We start from the raw sequence: 16,939 nt of genomic DNA, 5'->3' as shown, positions 1-16,939 counted from the left end.
ATGACCGTTCCGCCCGCCGTCTCGATCAGGAACCTGCGGATCGCGCTGCCCAAGGGCGCCGAGCGTCCCTTCGCCGTCGATGGCGTCTCGCTCGATCTGCGACCCGGCAAGATCGTCTGCGTCGTCGGCGAATCCGGCTCGGGCAAGTCGATGTGCGCGCATGCGCTGATGGGGCTGTTGCCGGACACGGTGTCCATCGCCTCCGGCGAAATTCAGTTCGAAGGCCGCGACCTGCTCAAGCTCGACGACGATGGCTGGCGCGATCTGCGCGGCCGCCGGCTCGCGATGATTTTCCAGGAGCCGATGACCGCGCTCAATCCGTTGATGCGGATCGGCGACCAGATGGCGGAGATGTTCGAAGCGCACGGCCTGCTGACGCCGAAGGAGCGGCGCGCGAGAGCGCTCGCATTGGCACGCGAGGTCGGCCTGCCTGATCCCGAGCGCATCGTGCGCGCCTATCCGCACCAGCTCTCCGGCGGCCAGCGCCAGCGCGCCATGATCGCGATGGCGCTCGCGCTCGAGCCGGCCGTGCTGGTCGCCGACGAGCCGACTACCGCTCTCGACGTCACCACGCAGGCGCAGATTCTCAAGCTGATCCGCAATCTCCAGCGCAACCGCAACATGGCGGTGATGTTCATCACCCACGATTTCGGCGTGGTCGCCGACATCGCCGACCAGGTCGTGGTGCTCCGCCACGGCAAGGTCGTGGAGGAAGGTCCGGCCGCGACCGTCCTCAAGGAGCCGCAGCACGACTACACCAAGGCGCTGCTCGCCGCCGTGCCGTCGATGGACCCGCCGGCACGCGCGCCGCTGGACGATCAGGCCAGGGCGGTCGAGGTGATCGGGCTCGACAAGACCTACGTGACCTCGGGCGGCTGGTTCCGCGAGGATCGCCGCGTCGATGCCGCGCGCGCGGTCAATTTCAGCATCCTCAAGGGCGAGACGCTCGGCCTCGTCGGCGAATCCGGCTCCGGCAAATCGTCGGTGGCGCGCCTGGTGATGCGGCTGATCGAAGCCGACCGCGGCACGGTGCGGATCGGCGACACCGACCTCACTTCCCTGTCCGGCAGGGCGCTGCGCGCCGAGCGCCATCGCATCCAGATGATCTTCCAGGATCCGTTTGCCTCGCTCAATCCGCGCCGCAAGATCGGCCACATCATCGCCGACGGCCCGATCGCGGCTGGTACCGATCCGAAGGTCGCGTTCGACCGCGCCCGCGATCTCCTCAAGATGGTCGGCTTGGACACCGGCGCGCTGGAGCGCTATCCGCATGAATTCTCCGGCGGCCAGCGCCAGCGCATCGGCATCGCGCGCGCGCTCGCGCTCGAACCGGAGATCATCGTCGCTGACGAGGCGGTCTCCGCGCTCGACGTCTCCGTGCAGGCGCAGGTCTTGAGACTGCTCGAAGACCTCAAGGCGCGCCTCGGCCTCTCGATGCTGTTCATCACCCATGATCTGCGCGTCGCCGCGCAAATCTGCGACCGCATCGCGGTGATGCAACGCGGCGCCATCGTCGAGTTGAAGCCGACCACGCAACTCTTCGCCGCGCCCGAGCACGATTACACGCGCGAACTGCTGGCGGCGGTGCCGGGGCGGAAGGAGCGTGCGCCGGCGGCGTGAGGCGGCTTGTCGTCGTTCATCGATCTTCGTGATGGTTCCAAAAACTTGCGCGCTGCACGGGACGAAACATATTCGATCGAGCAGCATTCGCTTCGCGAGACGATGCTTGCTGATGGCAGCAACGGGTAAGCTGACACCAACAATCGTTCGCGCGCCGGCCGAGGCCGCACAACGAACGTGACGTAGTGGACGATTTCACAACCTGGCGCGCGAGACACACCGAGCCGCTGGGATCATGCAGGGCGGTCACGCGCTTTTTATCCGTCGTGACCGGCTGCCCGCTTCAAAGCCGAAGGCGGCACCATAGATGACGATTGAATGATCAACGTCATCTCATGACGGAATATTCGGAGCCAACATGGGCGAAGTTATTCGATTTGTCTCAAAGTCCGAGCGCGAGCGAGCACGCCTCATCGAGGAGGCACGCGCCATCTACGATAGCATCTTCCCGCCGGCTGATCCGGCGAGCGAGGGGCAGGGAAAGCCGGCGGTCGGTCGCACATTCGCCGGCCGCGACGGGGGTAACCTGTCGTGATCAAGATCATCGCCGTGCTTTGCAGCCTCGCCTCTCCGACCAATTGTCACGAGCAGATCGTGACCACCTCGGACTTCGCTCAGATCTCGGTGCAATCCTGCCTGATGGGCGCCCCGCAACTCGCCGAATGGATGAACCAGCATCCAGCCGAACGCCTGGCGGCGTGGCGGTGCGTGATCGGCCAACAGGCCGGCCGGGGAATCTAAGCGGCGGACCGCCACTCCCAGGGTGACGACGATCCGGCACCGGGCTAACCTTTGCTGCGGCCATTGGCAGCAAGGGGGAAGCCGGATGCAAGTCGCGAGCCTCGTTCTTCCCGTATTCGCAATCATCGTCACCGGATGGCTGGCCGGCGCGCTCGGCTATCTCTCCCGCACGCTTGCGGACGCGCTGGTGCATTTCGCCTACAATGTGGCGATGCCGGCGCTGCTCATCGTCACGATCGCGCAGGAGCCGGCGCGCAATCTGCTGGAGTGGCGCTTCCTGCTCGCCTTCGGCGGCGGCTCCCTGCTCTGCTTCGCGCTCGTCTTCGTGGCCGCGCGCGCAAAGCACGATCTCGCCAGCAGCACGATCCATGGCATGGCGGCGGCGATGACAAACACCGGTTTCGTGGCGCTGCCGGTCCTGCACGCGATCTACGGGCAGCCTGCCGTCCTGCCCGCCGCGGTGGCGACGGTCTTCGTGGCCGCGGTGATGTTTCCGATCACGGTCATCCTGCTGGAAAGGGACACGCACGGGCCGGCGCATTCCGCCGGCCTCGCAAAGCAAATCCTGCTCAATCCGATGGTCTTGTCGACGCTGGTTGGTCTGGTGTGGGCGATCACGGGCCTGCCGATCCCCGCACCGGTCGCGGCCTATCTGAACATGGTCGCGGCCGCGCTCACGCCCTGCGCGCTGTTCGCCATCGGGCTCGGCCTGTCGATCGAAGGCCTGCGGTCCAACCTCACCGCGTCGTTCGCGCTCGCGGCCGTGAAGCTGATCGCGATGCCGCTGATCGTCTACGGACTTTGTGTCGTGCTGGGCCTCAATCCCCTCTACACCGTCGCCGCCGTCATATGCGCGGCGGTGCCGACCGCGAAAACCGTCTACGTGCTGGCGCACGAGCACAAGGTTGAGGAAAAGCTTGTCGCGGCCACGGTTTCGATCACGACGATGCTGTCGGTCGGGACATTGCTGATCGCGCTCTACTTGCTCTCCGGCCCTGCGACGGGCACGCATTGACCAGCAGCAGCTCGCGCCTCGCGCAGGTGCTCTCGATACTGGCGTGCTTTCTATCTGGTGGTGTTGCTCCAGGTCGGAACCGAATTGGTCACGCCGACCGACGGCCAGTTGTACGATCCGATCGACGGCGCCGTGACCGTCCCGACGGTCTGTCCGGACGACCCGTAGGACGCGCTGGGCTGCGCTGCCGGCAATCCGGTGCCTCCATATGTCGGGGCCACCACACGCGTGCTGTAATGTCGGCTCGATCGGTACTTCTTGGCCTCAGCCGCGAAAGGCGCGGCGAGCAGCCCGGCAGCGACGAGTGTGGCAATGGCGAGTTTCATGGTTGTCATGGCTGGTCCTTTCGCCCGGTGCGCGCCCCTGAATGCCATCTGTTCATTCGCCGGAAGATTTCCATAGGTGCCCGTTCATAACTCCGTGCGCGCGCGAAGGTGCCGCAGCGCACGCGCGGTGCCTTCGGATGGACCCGAATCAGCGTTAGTGCATTGCTTTCAGAGACTTCCCTGGACGCGAGCAGCATGACCGGCCCCGAACTGAAGCAACTCCGCGACGACCTCTCCGACACCCTCGAGCGGAAGCTCACCGCGGCCGATATGGCGAGGCTTTGCGGATTGCCGGAGAAGGGCGGCGCCGACACCATCCGGCGCTGGGAGGTGAGCGGCCCGACGCCATCCGCGACCAAGGTGCTGCGCGTGCTCGCGATGGCGAGCGAGCGCTATCCGATCCTGGAGAAGTTCGACATCTTCGATCGTCACGACGTGCGCGAGGAGGACCGGCCGGCAAAGCGCGCGGCCTTTCGCGAGCAGATGCGCGAGGAAGTGCGGCGCCGTCTTGGTTAACGAGAACCGCACGCAGGTTACCCGAGCAGAGCGAGATTAAGCCTTCCTTCAGCATTTCTTAAGCCGGCATTAAGTACGAAAATCGTTTGTGGTCCAATAAGTTAGGTTGGCCACCGCTGTGCCATGCATGTGACAGCATTTTCATCAAAAGCGAGCTATCTGCAAAACCAACGACGGCGCGGAGAGCGCGCCTGCCGGGGACCTTACGTGTTGGAGTTCGAGACGATGAAGAAGATTCTGTTTGCCACCGTTGCGCTGCTCATGGTGAGCGCGGCTGCGCCGGCCGTCGGCGCCGATCTCGGTGCGCGCCCCTATTACAACAAGGCGGCGCCGGCCTACGTCGCGCCGATCTACAACTGGACCGGTTTCTATCTCGGCGCCCATGTCGGCGGTGCGTTCTCCAGCGACAATAATTTCAACGGCCTCTCCACCGGCAACAACGGCAACGGCCGTTTCCTCGGCGGCGTGCAGGTCGGTGCGGACTGGCAGTTCAGCCCGAGCTTCGTGATCGGCGTCGAGGGCCAGTATTCCTGGCTCTCCGGCAATGTCGGCGCGGCGTTCCCGGGCGGCTATGCCTACACTAATGAACAGCGCGGGCTCGGCTCGATCACCGGCCGCGTCGGCTACACCTGGGGTCCGGGCCTCCTCTATGTGAAGGGCGGCTACGCCTATTCCGACAACAACGAGAAGGTGACGCTGGGCGGCGTGCCGACCGGCTTCATCATCGATGGCGACCACCGCAACGGCTACACCGTCGGCGCCGGCCTCGAATACATGTTCGCGCCGAACTGGTCGGCCAAGGCCGAGTATCAGTACTACAATTTCGGCGACGCGCATTTTGTCGCGCCCGCCCCGCTCGTTGCCGCCGGCAACTTCACCACCGACGACCATACCTTCAAGGCGGGCCTCAACTACCGTTTCAACTGGGCAAGCCCGGTCGCGCGCTACTGATCGGTTAGCAAAACCTTATCGTGATAGAGGGCCGGCATCATTGCCGGCCCTTTCTTTTTTCGCTCTGCGGAACACGCGCAACCGATTGCGCAACTTGCGATTTTTTAACCCGCCCCAAGGATACTCCGCGGCGAAAATATAAGACTTAAGGGGTGGGGGAATATCGATGGCGATCCGTCTGAGCCTTGGCCGCTTGCGGCCGCGTTTCTCGTTGCCGACATGGGGCGTGCGCGGCAGCCTGTTCGCCGCCTTCGCTGTGATCGCAGGTATGGGCCTGGTGATCTCGGCCGGTGCCGGCTTCGTGCTGCAGAATCTCGGCGGGCGCATGACCGAGCTGAGCGGACGGGACATTCCGCGCCTCGCCGCAAGCCTGCAATTGTCGGCATTGAGCGCGAGTCTCGCGGCACAGGGACCAGCGCTCCTTGCAGCTCAAAGCGAGGACGCCCTGAACGAGCGCACCAAGAAGCTCAGGGAATTGCAGGAGCAGACGCAGCAGAAGCTCAAGGAAATCATCGAGCTCGGCGGCGACAAGGCCGTCGTCTCCGGACTCAGCGAGACGATGAAGAGCATCAACGAGGCGGCCCAGAGCCTGGCCAAGGCCGCCCGCGAGCGGCTGGATATCGCCGCCCTCCATGACAAGCAATATGACGCCCTGCGCAGCGCGCAGAGCGCGTTCGTCGGCGCGGCCAGTCCGGCAATGCTGAACGCCCAAACCCAGGTCAACGCCATTCTCGGGTCGGCCAACCTCTCTGCCGAAGATGCCACCGAAGCCGCGCAGACCGTTGGCCAGCTCGGCAACGTCGTCGCCAGCGGCAATCTCGCAGCCGCCGACATGAGCGCGGCGCTGTCGGCGAATACGAGCGACAAGCTCGACGACATCCAGAAGGAATTCAAAACGGCTCAGGGACGCCTGCGGTCCAACCTCGATCTGTTACCGAACAATCAGGGCACCAAGATGCTGCGCGAGACGGCGGAAAAGCTGCTCGCGCTCGGCACCGGCAAGACCGGCGTGTTCAACCTGCGTGAGAAGGAGCTCGACTCCGTCGACTACGGCCAGACCATTCTGGACGAGACGCGCAAGCTCAATGTCGGCCTCGGCATCAGCGTGCAGCAGCTCGTCGAGGGCGTTCAGAAGGAGACCAACGCGTCGACCCTCCAGGCGCAGAAGGAGATTTCGCTCGCGACGACCGCGATGCTGGCACTGGGCGCCCTGACGCTGGTCGGCTCGGCGCTGTTCGTCTGGCTTTATGTCGGCCGCAATATCCTGCGGAGGATCAGCGGTCTCCAGCGCGCCATGCAGCTGCTGTCGGCCGGCGATCTCGACACCGAGATTGCGCGCGCCAAGCACAATGACGAGATCGGCGCCATGACCGACACGTTGACCGTGTTCCGCGACAGCATGATCGAGGCCCGCGCGCTCGCCAGCGAGCAGGACAAGGATCGTGTCGCGAAAGCCGAGCGTGCCGCGCGCATGGAGGCGAAGATCGCCGAATTCGAGGGTACGGTGCGTTCCGCTCTCGACAACCTCGCGCAGTCGGCCAATTCGATGCAGTCGACCGCGCAGAGCATGTCGAACACGGCCGACCAGTCCAACGCGCTGGTGAACGCGGTCGCGTCAGCCGCCGAGGAGACGTCGGTCAACGTGCAGACGGTGTCGTCGGGCACCGAGCAATTGTCGTCCTCGATCCAGGAGATCAGCCGCCAGGTGGTGACCTCGGCCGAGATCGCCCAGAAGGCGGTCGAGGAAGCCGGCTCGACGGACGCCACCGTGCAGAGCCTCGCCGACAGCGCGAGCCGCATCAGCGTGGTCGTCGACCTGATCCAGACCATCGCCTCGCAGACCAATCTGCTCGCGCTCAACGCCACCATCGAGGCGGCACGCGCAGGCGAGGCCGGCCGCGGTTTCGCGGTGGTCGCCTCCGAGGTGAAGAGCCTCGCGAGCCAGACCGCCAAGGCGACGGAGGAGATCCGCACCCAGATCGCCAGCATGCAGCAGGTCACGACCTCGGCAGTGGGCGCCATCCGGGGCATCGGCCGGACCATCGGCGAAATCAACGACGTCACCACGACGATCGCCGCCGCGGTCGAGGAGCAGGGCGCGGCCACGCGCGAAATCGCCCGCAACATCCAGCACGCCGCCGGCGGCACCAGCGAGGTGTCCAGCAACATCGTCGGCGTCTCCACCGCCTCCGCCGAAGCCGGCGCTGCGGCAACCGAGGTGCTGAGCGCCTCGGATGCACTGCGTCGCGAGGCCGACATGCTGCGCGGGGAGATCGACGCGTTCCTCAACAACATGCGGGCGGCGTAAGGGCACCGCTCCGCAGCCACGTTGGCTCCATCCGGGCTACGGAAAATCCGGGCCGGTATGACCGCCATGCGACGGCCGCCGGGCGTCTTTTTTCGGCTGGCGCGGCGAGCCGGGCCGGTTTAAGCCGGTAGCATGAACGCAAAGACCGACACCGTGCAGTCCTCCGCCGAGGCCCTGCGCTACCCCTGGGAGCAGCATCCCGGCCACGAAGAGGTCGTGGAGGTGCGGCCTGGCGTGTTGTGGGCGCGGCTGAAGCTGCCGTTTCGCCTCAACCACGTGAACATCTACCTGCTCGCCGATGGCGACGGCTATGCGATGATCGATGCCGGCTTCGGCAATGAGGAAACAATCGAGGCCTGGACCAGGCTGTTCGAGGGGCCGCTGAAGGGCGTCAACATCACGCGGCTGATCGTCACCCATTCGCACCCCGACCATGTCGGGCTTGCGGGCTGGATCGTCGAACGCTTCAACTGCCCGCTGGTGATGTCGCAGGTCGAATATCTGCAATCGGTCTATCACCAGAACCGCGGCACCGAGGAGCGGCGCGAGGCGCAGCGGCTGTTCTTTCGCCGCCATGGCATGGACGAGTCGCTCACCGAAAAACTGCTCGGCCGCGGCCAGGACTATCTCAAGCGGGTCTCGGTGCTGCCGCCGTCCTACCGCCGCATCTCGCATGGCGACGAGGTCGTGATCGGCACGCGCCGCTTCAAGGTGATCACCGGCGGCGGCCACGCGCTCGACCAGGTGATGCTGTATTGCGCCGACGACAAACTGTTCCTCTCCGCCGACCAAGTGCTGAGCAAGATCTCGCCGAACGTCAGCGTCTGGGCGGTCGAGCCCGACCAGAACTTGCTCGGCGAATATCTGGCCTCGCTCGCCAGCCTCACCACCACCCTGCCCTACGACCTCTTGGTGCTGCCCGGCCACGGCGTGCCGTTCTACGGCCTAAAGACCCGCATCAAGCAGCTCGCCGACCACCACGAGGAACGTTGCCGCCTGATCGCGGAAGCCTGCCGCGAGGTGCCGCAGACCTCGCGCGCGCTGGTGCCCGTCGTGTTCAACAAGCACGTGCTGGACGAGCACCAGATGGGTTTTGCCGCCGGCGAACTCGTCGCCCACGTCAACTACATGATCGTCGAGGGCCGTCTGACGGCGGAGACGAAGGACGGCGTGCTGCAGTTCCGGACGACGTGAGTTTTTCGCCTCTCCCCGTAAGAACGGGGCGAGGGAGCGCACCGACACCGGGCTCGCAGTTGACCTCACCTCACTTCATGTTCGCGATCGCGTGCAGCGCCGCGATGTAGCCGAATGGCCCGAGCCCGCAGATCACGCCGGTCGCCACGAACGAGATCTTCGAGTGGCGGTGATATTCGTCGCGGGCGTGGATGTTGGAGATGTGCACCTCCAGCACCGGGCCTTCGAATGTCTTGATCGCGTCCAGGATCGACACCGAGGTGAAGGAGAGACCAGCCGGATTGATGATGATGGCATCGGCATCTTGCCGTGCCGACTGGATCAGATCGACGAGCACGCCTTCATGGTTGGACTGGTGAAAGGTGAGCTTGAGCCCAAGCTTCGCGGCGGCTTCCTCGCAGCTCGCGTTGATCTCCGCGAGCGTCGTCGTGCCGTAGATGTGGGGCTCGCGGATGCCGAGCATGTTGAGATTGGGACCGTTGAGGATCATCACGCGCTTCATGGAAGGACCTTTCGAAATTATCCGCCGTACGATTTTGCAGGGGCGGCAACGAGAACGGGAAACGGGGGCGGCGCGGCGCATGGGCTGCGCAATGCGGATTGGTTAAGGTCGGGCGACTGCGGTCAAGAAAGCGCGTGCCGGATACGCGTAAGAAAGCCAAGGCAGGAAGAAGGCTGGCTAGACCGACACCGCAGTCCATGGTGCACAGCAGCATTATATCCCGCGCGAACTTGATCGGGATCAAGTTTCAAATCGCACGGTAGGGCATTTTGCCCAAATGCTCCTCACGGCCAAATGTGGGATAGCGCATAGACATTGGAGCTGGAAAAGCTCTAAGAAGATGCGGCCCTTTTGGTCAGTTCCGTCTCAGGTTTTGCCGATGGATTACGCCCAGTTCTTCAATTCCGCCCTCGACCGTCTCCACACCGAGCGGCGCTACCGCGTGTTCGCCGACCTTGAGCGCACCGCCGGCCGGTTCCCGCATGCGGTCTGGCACTCCCCCAAGGGCAAGCGCGACGTCGTGATCTGGTGCTCCAACGACTATCTCGGCATGGGCCAGCACCCGAAGGTGGTCGGCGCCATGGTCGAGACCGCGACCCGCGTCGGCACCGGCGCCGGCGGCACCCGCAACATCGCCGGCACGCACCATCCGCTGGTGCAGCTCGAGGCCGAGCTCGCCGATCTCCATGGCAAGGAAGCCGCGCTGCTGTTCACCTCGGGCTACGTCTCGAACCAGACCGGCATCGCGACCATCGCGAAGCTGATCCCGAACTGCCTGATCCTGTCGGACGAGCTCAACCACAATTCGATGATCGAGGGCATCCGGCAGTCCGGCTGCGAGCGGGTCGTGTTCCGCCACAACGACCTCGCCGATCTCGAAGCGCTGTTGAAGGCAGCGGGCACGAGCCGGCCCAAGCTGATCGCCTGCGAGAGCCTCTATTCGATGGACGGCGACGTCGCGCCGCTGGCCAAGATCTGCGATCTCGCCGAGAAATATGGCGCGATGACCTATGTGGACGAGGTCCACGCGGTCGGCATGTACGGCCCGCGTGGCGGCGGCATCGCCGAGCGTGACGGCGTCATGCACCGCATCGACATCCTCGAAGGCACGCTGGCCAAGGCGTTCGGCTGCCTCGGCGGCTACATCGCCGCCAACGGCCAGATCATCGACGCCGTGCGCTCCTACGCGCCGGGCTTCATCTTCACCACCGCGCTGCCGCCGGCGATCTGCTCGGCCGCGACAGCTGCGATCAAGCACCTGAAGACCTCGAGCTGGGAGCGCGAGCGCCACCAGGACCGTGCAGCCCGCGTCAAGGCGATCCTCAATGCCGCCGGTCTTCCGGTGATGTCGAGCGACACCCACATCGTGCCGCTGTTCGTCGGCGATCCCGAGAAGTGCAAGCAGGCCTCCGACCTCTTGCTCGAAGAGCATGGCATCTACATCCAGCCGATCAACTATCCGACCGTCGCCAAGGGCACCGAGCGCCTGCGTATCACGCCCTCGCCCTATCACGACGACGGCCTGATCGATCAACTCGCCGAAGCCCTGCTGCAGGTGTGGGACCGCCTCGGCCTGCCGCTGCGCGAGAAATCGCTGGCGGCGGAGTAGGCGTTTTCGCCGGGTCCACGCGACTAACTGTCATCGAGCCCGGAGCTCCCCCCTCCCCAACCCTCCCCCGCAAGGGGGGAGGGAGCGAGACAGTCGTGCTCACCTCACTGTGGATCACGGTTCATGTCTCGCGTAACGCTAGCTCACAGCTTCCCCATGACGTCGCCACGGAAGCCGTAGATGGTCTTCTTGCCGGCCATGGCGACGAGTTGGACGTCGCGGGTCTGGCCGGGCTCGAAGCGGACGGCGGTGCCGGCGGCGATGTCGAGGCGCATGCCGCGGGCTTTCTTGCGGTCGAACTTCAGCGCCGGATTGGTCTCGAAGAAATGGTAGTGCGAGCCGACCTGGATCGGGCGGTCGCCGGTGTTGGCGACCGTCAATGTCACGGTCTTGCGGCCGGCATTGAGCTCGATCTCGCCGTCCTGGATGAAGAGTTCGCCGGGGATCATTCTGTCCTCCTCGTCATTCCGGGCTCGCGCAGCGAGAGGGCCGGAATCTCAATCAAACAATCTCTGGATTCCGGGTTCACCCTTCGGGTGCCCCGGAATGACGAAAATCAACAACTACCTGATCGGCTCGTGCACGGTGACGAGCTTGGTGCCGTCCGGAAAGGTCGCCTCGACCTGGATGTCGTGGATCATCTCGGGAATGCCCGGCATCACCTGGTCGCGGGTGAGGACCTGCGCGCCGGATTGCATCAGTTCGGCGACGGTGCGGCCGTCACGTGCGCCTTCGAGGATGAAATCGGAGATGATCGCGATCGCCTCGGGATGGTTGAGCTTGACGCCGCGGTCCAGCCTGCGGCGGGCCACGATGGCCGCCATCGAGATCAGAAGCTTGTCCTTTTCGCGGGGAGACAGGTTCATGCGACATCTCTTCCGTTCAACACGTCAATTCAGCCAGTCAATTCAGCCAGAGTCGCGGCAGGGCCGCTCCGGTGCGCGCCAGCACGGCCATCATGTCGGCGCGCAAGCGGGCCGCATCTTGGGCACAGAACCGCGCCATTGCAAAGCCATTCCAGGCGGATATCCCGACCTCGCCGGCGAAAGAGTCCGAAGCCTCGCGAATGCGCTCGACCAGTGCCTCGTCGCCGGGCACGATCAGGGCGGTGCCAATCGCGGCGCCATCCTTGGCCACCGCCGATCGCGCGAGCCTGGCGCCGATATTGCCGTCAAGCCTGACGGTCTCGGCGAACACCAGCTTGCCGCCGCGGCGCAGCCGCCAGCGGTCGACGAACTCGCCCTGCTCCATCCGCTCGCCCATGGCGGTGCGCCCGAACACAACGATCTCGCAGAGCAGGAGCGAGGCTGTGTCATCGAGCGCGATGTCGAACCGGCGATGGACCCGCGCGCGATCGAACAGGATCGTCTCCTGGGGCAACCAGGCGAGATGCGCGCCCGCCGCGACCTTCAAGGCGATCTTGAGCTGCGCCGCGGCCCCGGGCGCGCGATAGACCTTTTCGGCCGCCGCCGTGGTCAATGTCAGCCGCGAGCCCTCGCTTGCTGCGATGTCGATATCAAAACTGTCCCCGCCGGCGACGCCGCCGGCCGTGTTGACGAACACGCCGGAGAGCCCCTCGCCTTCCGGCGAGGGAAAGCGCACGCGCAGCGAGCCGGACTCATGCAAGGCGCCGCGGCGGGTCACGCCATCGCGCGCATGGACGTCGAAGCGCACCACGCCGCGGGCGCGGTTGGCTTCGAAGACGGACGATGTGGCTGACAGCTCGCTGCGCATCCGCCTCCCCAACCGGTCGCGGCAGAATTTCGTGGCTTACAGCGCCATCTGGCGGCTGATCTCGCTCGGGTCGAGATTGGAGCGATCGCAGGTGAACTTCACCGCGCCACGATCCATCACCGCGAAACTGTCGCCGAGTTCGCAGGCAAAGTCGAGATATTGTTCGACCAGCACGATGGCGATGTTGCCGAGGTTGCGCAGGTACGAGATGGCGCGGCCGATGTCCTTGATGATCGAGGGCTGAATGCCCTCGGTCGGTTCGTCGAGCAGCAGCAGCTTCGGCCGCATCACCAGCGCGCGCCCGATCGCGAGCTGCTGCTGCTGGCCGCCGGAGAGATCGCCGCCGCGCCGGCCGAGCATGGATTGCAGCACCGGAAACAGCGAGAACACGTCGTCGGGAATGTGCCTGTCCTCGCGCTTGAGCGGGCCGAAGCCGGTCTTGAGGTTCTCCTCGACCGTGAGCAGCGGAAAGATCTCGCGGCCCTGCGGCACGAAGCCGATGCCCTTGCGCGCCCGCTCATAGGGTTTCAGGCCGGTGATGTCGCTGCCGTCGAACACGATGGCGCCCGATGAGATCGGGTACTGGCCGACCATCGCCCGCAGAAGCGAGGTCTTGCCGACGCCGTTGCGCCCGAGCACGCAAGTGACCTTGCCGGGCTCGGCCGAGATCGAGACGCCGCGCAGCGCCTGGGCAGCGCCATAGTAGAGATTGATATCTTTCACATCCAGCATCTGCGGTGCCTCTTGGCGAATAGCGAATAGCGAGTAGCGAGTGGAAAGGGCCGAGCCAACTTTCCCTATTCACTACTCCCCATTCGCCATTCGCGCTTCCCAGCTATCTACCCAAATAAACTTCGATGACCCGCTCGTTGGACGAGACCTGGTCGATGGTTCCTTCCGCGAGCACGGTGCCTTCGTGCAGGCAGGTGACCTTGACGCCCAGTTCGCGCACGAACGTCATGTCGTGCTCGACGACCATCACGGTGTGAGTCTTGTTGATCTCTTTCAGCAGCTCTGCGGTGAGATGCGTCTCGACGTCGGTCATCCCCGCGACGGGTTCGTCGACGAGCAGCAGCTTCGGATCCTGCGCCAGCAGCATGCCGATCTCGAGCCATTGCTTCTGGCCGTGACTGAGGCTGCCGGCAAGACGGTTGCGGGCGTCGGTGAGGCGGATCGTCTCCAGCACCTTGTCGATGCGCTCGGACTCGGCCCTGCTGCCGCGCCAGAACAGCGTGCCCCTGACGCTGTGGTCGACATTGAGCGCGAGCAGAAGGTTGTCCTGCACCGTCTGGCTCTCGAACACCGTCGGCTTCTGGAATTTGCGGCCGATGCCGAGCTCGGCGATGCGGGTCTCGTCCAGCCGGGTCAGGTCGGTGACGCCGTCGAACAGCACCGTGCCTTCATCCGGCTTGGTCTTGCCGGTGATGATGTCCATCATCGTGGTCTTGCCGGCGCCGTTCGGGCCGATGATGGCGCGCATCTCGCCGGGTTCGAGCGTCAGCGACAGATTGTTGATGGCGTGGAAGCCGTCGAAGGAGACGTGCACGCCGTCGAGATAGAGCATCGCGGAGGTTGCGCGGGTGTCCATGACGTTCATGACCGGCTACTCCGCCATCTTGGGTTCGGTGACGCCGTCTTCGGCCGCAGCGCTCGCCGCGGCCGCGGCGGTGCGCTTTTCCTTCGACTGATCCCACCAGGCATTGAAGGTGCCGACGATGCCCTTGGGCAGCAGCAGCGTCACCAGGATGAACAGCGCGCCCAGCATGAACAGCCAGTACGGCGCGAGCATGCCGGAGGTGAAGAAGGTCTTGGCATAGTTGACGACGACGGCGCCGAGCGCTGCGCCGACCAGCGTGCCGCGGCCGCCGACCGCGACCCAGATCACCGCCTCGATCGAATTGCCCGGGGCGAATTCGGATGGGTTGATGATGCCGACCTGCGGCACGTAGAGCGCGCCGGCGACGCCGGCCATGCAGGCCGACACCGTGAAAACGAACAGCTTGTAGGATTCGACGCGGTAGCCGAGGAAGCGCGTGCGCGATTCCGCGTCGCGCACCGCGATCAGCACCTTGCCGAGCTTGGAGGAGACGATGGCGCGGCAGATCAGGAAGCCGGCGATCAGCGCCAGACAGCTCAGCGCGAACAGGGCCGCGCGGGTGCCTTCGGCCTGCACGTTGAAGCCGAGGATGTCCTTGAAGTCGGTCAGGCCGTTGTTGCCGCCGAAGCCGAAATCGTTGCGGAAGAAGGCGAGCAGCAGCGCATAGGTCATCGCCTGCGTGATGATCGACAGGTACACGCCGGTGACGCGGGAGCGGAAGGCGAGCCAGCCGAAACAGAACGCGAGCAGGCCCGGCACAAACAGCACCATCAGCGCCGCGAACCAGAACATGTCGAAGCCGTACCAGTACCAGGGCAGCTTCTGCCAGTTCAGGAACACCATGAAGTCGGGCAGGATCGGATTGCCGTAGACGCCGCGGGTGCCGATCTGCCGCATCAGATACATGCCCATGGCGTAGCCGCCGAGCGCGAAGAAGGCACCGTGGCCGAGCGAGAGGATGCCGCAATAGCCCCAGATCAGGTCGATCGAGAGCGCAAGGATGGCGTAGCAGACATATTTGCCCCAGAGCGCGACGAGATAGGTCGGCACCTGCAGGAACGAGCCCGCCGGCAAGAGCAGGTTGGAGAGCGGGATCAGCACGCCCAGCGCGGCGACAACCAGCAGGAAGATCGTCGCGCTGCGGTCCAGCGACCTGGTCAGCATGTGAGGGGTCATGCTTCCACCGCACGGCCCTTGAGCGCGAACAGGCCGCGCGGCCGTTTTTGAATGAACAGGATGATCAGAACCAGGATCGCGATCTTGCCGAGCACGGCGCCGGCGACCGGCTCCAGGAATTTGTTGGCGATGCCGAGCGTGAAGGCGCCGACCAGCGTGCCCCAGAGATTGCCGACCCCGCCGAACACCACGACCATGAAGCTGTCGATGATGTAGCTCTGGCCGAGATTGGGGCTGACATTGTCGATCTGCGACAGCGCCACGCCGGCGATGCCGGCAATGCCCGAGCCGAGCCCGAAGGTGAGCGCATCGACGCGCGAGGTGGCGATGCCCATCGAGGCCGCCATGCGGCGGTTCTGCGTCACCGCTCGCATCTCGAGGCCCAGCGCGGTATAGCGCAGCATCGCGAGCAGGATCGCGAACACGGCGAGCGTGAAGAGAAGGATCCAGAGTCGATTGTAGGTGATGGTGATCTGGCCGAGCTCGAAGGCGCCGCTCATCCAGGAGGGGTTGCCGACCTCGCGGTTGGTCGGGCCGAACATGGTGCGCACGGCCTGCTGGAGCACCAGCGACAGGCCCCAGGTCGCCAGCAGCGTCTCCAGCGGACGGCCGTAGAGGAAGCGGATGATGCTGCGCTCGATCAGGACGCCGATGGCGCCGGCGACGAGGAAGGCGAGCGGCACCGCGATCAGCAGCGAATAGTCGAACAAGCCGGGATAGCGGGTGCGGATCACCTCCTGCACCACGAAGGTGGTGTAGGCGCCGATCATCACCATCTCGCCGTGGGCCATGTTGATGACGCCCATCACGCCGAAGGTGATGGCGAGCCCGATCGCGGCGAGCAGCAGCACCGACCCGAGCGACAGGCCGTACCAGGCGTTCTGCACCGTCGACCAGACCGCCAGCGAGCTCTGGATCGAGCCTATCGCGCTCGCGGCGGCCTTGGTCACCGAGGCCGGCTGATCGCCCATGCCGGTGAGCAGCGCCAGCGCTTCCTGGTCGCCGCGCGCCTTGAGGGTGGCGACGGCCTCGAGCTTCTCGACCTCGGTGGCGTCGGACTTGAACAGCAGGATGGCGGCGCGGGCTTCTCCGAGCGCAGCCTTGACGGATCTGTTGGTTTCCTTGGCGAGCGCGGCATCGACCGCTTCGAGCGCGGTTTCCTCGTGCGACTTGAAGACCGATTGCGCGGCCTGGAGGCGCGTCGACAGATCGGGCGATTGGAGCGTCAGGCTGCCGAGCGCGGCATCGACGCTGCGGCGCAGGCGGTTGTTGAGGCGGACCGCGCTGGCGCTGTCGGGAAGGCTGGCGACGGGCTCCCCGGTCGCGGCATCGATCGACTTGCCGTCGGCGCCGGTGACGTAAACCTTCTTGCTGTCCGGGTCAGCCATGAGGCGGCCGTCCTGGAGCGCGCTGATGATCGGGAAAGCCAGCTTGTTGCCGCTGCCCGCGACCACGCCGATCGCCTCTTCCGTGTCGGAAAAATCGTCATTGGCGAATTTGGCGACTGCGTCCTCGAACGGGCCGGCGAAGGCCGGCAGCGCGAACGCGATCAGGAACAATGAAAGCGCGAACGAGCAGAGGCGCGCGGACAAGTTGGCTGGCACTATGGATGACCCCGGCAGAAATGGGTGGAGAAGGCGGCGGGATCGC

Annotated in this window: 17 protein-coding genes; 8 read left to right on the top strand and 9 right to left on the bottom strand. The window is 65.1% G+C overall.

Features of this window, described 5'->3' with window-relative positions:
• The 3 genes from GPL20_RS16950 to GPL20_RS16940 all read left to right on the top strand — a co-directional run bounded on the left by GPL20_RS16950 (window position 1) and on the right by GPL20_RS16940 (window position 3,376).
• Complete coding sequence (locus GPL20_RS16950; protein ID WP_167533072.1) at window positions 1–1,620, top strand: ABC transporter ATP-binding protein; 1,620 nt, start codon at window positions 1–3, stop codon at window positions 1,618–1,620.
• 531 nt (window positions 1,621–2,151) lie between these two features.
• The gene (locus GPL20_RS16945; RefSeq protein ID WP_246250611.1) at window positions 2,152–2,361 is read left to right on the top strand and encodes a hypothetical protein; all 210 of its coding nucleotides are present in this window, start codon (window positions 2,152–2,154) and stop codon (window positions 2,359–2,361) included.
• 85 nt (window positions 2,362–2,446) lie between these two features.
• The gene (locus GPL20_RS16940; protein ID WP_157330650.1) at window positions 2,447–3,376 is read left to right on the top strand and encodes an AEC family transporter; all 930 of its coding nucleotides are present in this window, start codon (window positions 2,447–2,449) and stop codon (window positions 3,374–3,376) included.
• Between the two features lie 50 nt (window positions 3,377–3,426).
• Here the strand turns inward: GPL20_RS16940 and GPL20_RS16935 are convergent, their stop codons facing one another.
• On the bottom strand, window positions 3,427–3,711 hold the full coding sequence (locus GPL20_RS16935; RefSeq protein ID WP_157330649.1) for a hypothetical protein: 285 nt from the start codon (window positions 3,709–3,711) through the stop codon (window positions 3,427–3,429).
• A gap of 186 nt (window positions 3,712–3,897) precedes the next feature.
• Here GPL20_RS16935 and GPL20_RS16930 point away from each other — a divergent pair, with 186 nt between their 5' ends.
• The 4 genes from GPL20_RS16930 (at window position 3,898) to GPL20_RS16915 (ending at window position 8,671) form a co-directional block, all read left to right on the top strand.
• On the top strand, window positions 3,898–4,218 hold the full coding sequence (locus GPL20_RS16930) for a hypothetical protein (protein WP_157330648.1): 321 nt from the start codon (window positions 3,898–3,900) through the stop codon (window positions 4,216–4,218).
• A gap of 225 nt (window positions 4,219–4,443) precedes the next feature.
• Window positions 4,444–5,169, top strand: a complete 726-nt coding sequence (locus tag GPL20_RS16925; protein ID WP_157330647.1) for an outer membrane protein — start codon at window positions 4,444–4,446, stop codon at window positions 5,167–5,169.
• Window positions 5,170–5,335: 166 nt separating this feature from the next.
• Window positions 5,336–7,477 carry a methyl-accepting chemotaxis protein gene (locus tag GPL20_RS16920; protein WP_157330646.1) on the top strand — a complete coding sequence of 714 codons (2,142 nt, stop codon included), beginning with the start codon at window positions 5,336–5,338 and terminating at the stop codon, window positions 7,475–7,477.
• A 132-nt stretch (window positions 7,478–7,609) separates the two neighbouring features.
• Entirely contained in the window at window positions 7,610–8,671 is a 1,062-nt protein-coding gene (locus GPL20_RS16915; protein ID WP_157330645.1) for an MBL fold metallo-hydrolase, read from the top strand.
• A gap of 70 nt (window positions 8,672–8,741) precedes the next feature.
• On the opposite strand, the gene aroQ is transcribed toward GPL20_RS16915, so the two are convergent.
• Window positions 8,742–9,173 (bottom strand): type II 3-dehydroquinate dehydratase, encoded by a 432-nt coding sequence (gene aroQ / locus GPL20_RS16910; RefSeq protein WP_157330644.1) that lies wholly within the window; start codon window positions 9,171–9,173, stop codon window positions 8,742–8,744.
• 379 nt (window positions 9,174–9,552) lie between these two features.
• Between aroQ and hemA the strand changes: the two genes are divergently transcribed.
• Complete coding sequence (gene hemA / locus GPL20_RS16905) at window positions 9,553–10,782, top strand: 5-aminolevulinate synthase (protein WP_157330643.1); 1,230 nt, start codon at window positions 9,553–9,555, stop codon at window positions 10,780–10,782.
• A 143-nt stretch (window positions 10,783–10,925) separates the two neighbouring features.
• On the opposite strand, the gene GPL20_RS16900 is transcribed toward hemA, so the two are convergent.
• From GPL20_RS16900 to urtB, 7 genes are all read right to left on the bottom strand, one after another.
• On the bottom strand, window positions 10,926–11,231 hold the full coding sequence (locus GPL20_RS16900; RefSeq protein ID WP_026202067.1) for an urease subunit beta: 306 nt from the start codon (window positions 11,229–11,231) through the stop codon (window positions 10,926–10,928).
• A 114-nt stretch (window positions 11,232–11,345) separates the two neighbouring features.
• Window positions 11,346–11,648 (bottom strand): urease subunit gamma, encoded by a 303-nt coding sequence (locus GPL20_RS16895; protein WP_007605424.1) that lies wholly within the window; start codon window positions 11,646–11,648, stop codon window positions 11,346–11,348.
• 37 nt (window positions 11,649–11,685) lie between these two features.
• Window positions 11,686–12,516, bottom strand: coding sequence for an urease accessory protein UreD (locus GPL20_RS16890; RefSeq protein WP_157330642.1), 831 nt, complete (start codon window positions 12,514–12,516; stop codon window positions 11,686–11,688).
• Between the two features lie 36 nt (window positions 12,517–12,552).
• Complete coding sequence (gene urtE, locus GPL20_RS16885; RefSeq protein WP_157330641.1) at window positions 12,553–13,248, bottom strand: urea ABC transporter ATP-binding subunit UrtE; 696 nt, start codon at window positions 13,246–13,248, stop codon at window positions 12,553–12,555.
• Window positions 13,249–13,351: 103 nt separating this feature from the next.
• Entirely contained in the window at window positions 13,352–14,113 is a 762-nt protein-coding gene (gene urtD, locus GPL20_RS16880) for an urea ABC transporter ATP-binding protein UrtD (protein ID WP_157330640.1), read from the bottom strand.
• A gap of 6 nt (window positions 14,114–14,119) precedes the next feature.
• Window positions 14,120–15,289: an urea ABC transporter permease subunit UrtC gene (urtC, locus tag GPL20_RS16875; protein WP_157330639.1), complete on the bottom strand. Its 1,170-nt coding sequence runs from the start codon at window positions 15,287–15,289 to the stop codon at window positions 14,120–14,122.
• Window positions 15,286–16,893: an urea ABC transporter permease subunit UrtB gene (gene urtB / locus GPL20_RS16870; protein WP_254125270.1), complete on the bottom strand. Its 1,608-nt coding sequence runs from the start codon at window positions 16,891–16,893 to the stop codon at window positions 15,286–15,288. The genes urtC and urtB overlap by 4 nt, the downstream gene beginning before the upstream one ends.
• Window positions 16,894–16,939 lie beyond the last annotated feature (46 nt).

It is taken from the genome of Bradyrhizobium cajani, assembly GCF_009759665.1.
GTDB classification, from domain to species: Bacteria; Pseudomonadota; Alphaproteobacteria; order Rhizobiales; family Xanthobacteraceae; genus Bradyrhizobium; species Bradyrhizobium cajani.
This window is presented reverse-complemented; position numbering and strand designations above follow the sequence as displayed.

What these genes read in the sequence shown, in the direction of transcription:
- GPL20_RS16950 (WP_167533072.1), top strand. Translation starts at nt 1, where the DNA reads ATGACCGTTCCGCCCGCCGTCTCGATCAGGAACCTGCGGATCGCGCTG.
- GPL20_RS16940 (WP_157330650.1), top strand. Translation starts at nt 2,447, where the DNA reads ATGCAAGTCGCGAGCCTCGTTCTTCCCGTATTCGCAATCATCGTCACC.
- GPL20_RS16935 (WP_157330649.1), bottom strand. Translation starts at nt 3,711, where the DNA reads ATGACAACCATGAAACTCGCCATTGCCACACTCGTCGCTGCCGGGCTG.
- GPL20_RS16930 (WP_157330648.1), top strand. Translation starts at nt 3,898, where the DNA reads ATGACCGGCCCCGAACTGAAGCAACTCCGCGACGACCTCTCCGACACC.
- GPL20_RS16925 (WP_157330647.1), top strand. Translation starts at nt 4,444, where the DNA reads ATGAAGAAGATTCTGTTTGCCACCGTTGCGCTGCTCATGGTGAGCGCG.
- GPL20_RS16920 (WP_157330646.1), top strand. Translation starts at nt 5,336, where the DNA reads ATGGCGATCCGTCTGAGCCTTGGCCGCTTGCGGCCGCGTTTCTCGTTG.
- GPL20_RS16915 (WP_157330645.1), top strand. Translation starts at nt 7,610, where the DNA reads ATGAACGCAAAGACCGACACCGTGCAGTCCTCCGCCGAGGCCCTGCGC.
- aroQ (WP_157330644.1), bottom strand. Translation starts at nt 9,173, where the DNA reads ATGAAGCGCGTGATGATCCTCAACGGTCCCAATCTCAACATGCTCGGC.
- hemA (WP_157330643.1), top strand. Translation starts at nt 9,553, where the DNA reads ATGGATTACGCCCAGTTCTTCAATTCCGCCCTCGACCGTCTCCACACC.
- GPL20_RS16900 (WP_026202067.1), bottom strand. Translation starts at nt 11,231, where the DNA reads ATGATCCCCGGCGAACTCTTCATCCAGGACGGCGAGATCGAGCTCAAT.
- GPL20_RS16895 (WP_007605424.1), bottom strand. Translation starts at nt 11,648, where the DNA reads ATGAACCTGTCTCCCCGCGAAAAGGACAAGCTTCTGATCTCGATGGCG.
- GPL20_RS16890 (WP_157330642.1), bottom strand. Translation starts at nt 12,516, where the DNA reads ATGCGCAGCGAGCTGTCAGCCACATCGTCCGTCTTCGAAGCCAACCGC.
- urtE (WP_157330641.1), bottom strand. Translation starts at nt 13,248, where the DNA reads ATGCTGGATGTGAAAGATATCAATCTCTACTATGGCGCTGCCCAGGCG.
- urtD (WP_157330640.1), bottom strand. Translation starts at nt 14,113, where the DNA reads ATGAACGTCATGGACACCCGCGCAACCTCCGCGATGCTCTATCTCGAC.
- urtC (WP_157330639.1), bottom strand. Translation starts at nt 15,289, where the DNA reads ATGACCCCTCACATGCTGACCAGGTCGCTGGACCGCAGCGCGACGATC.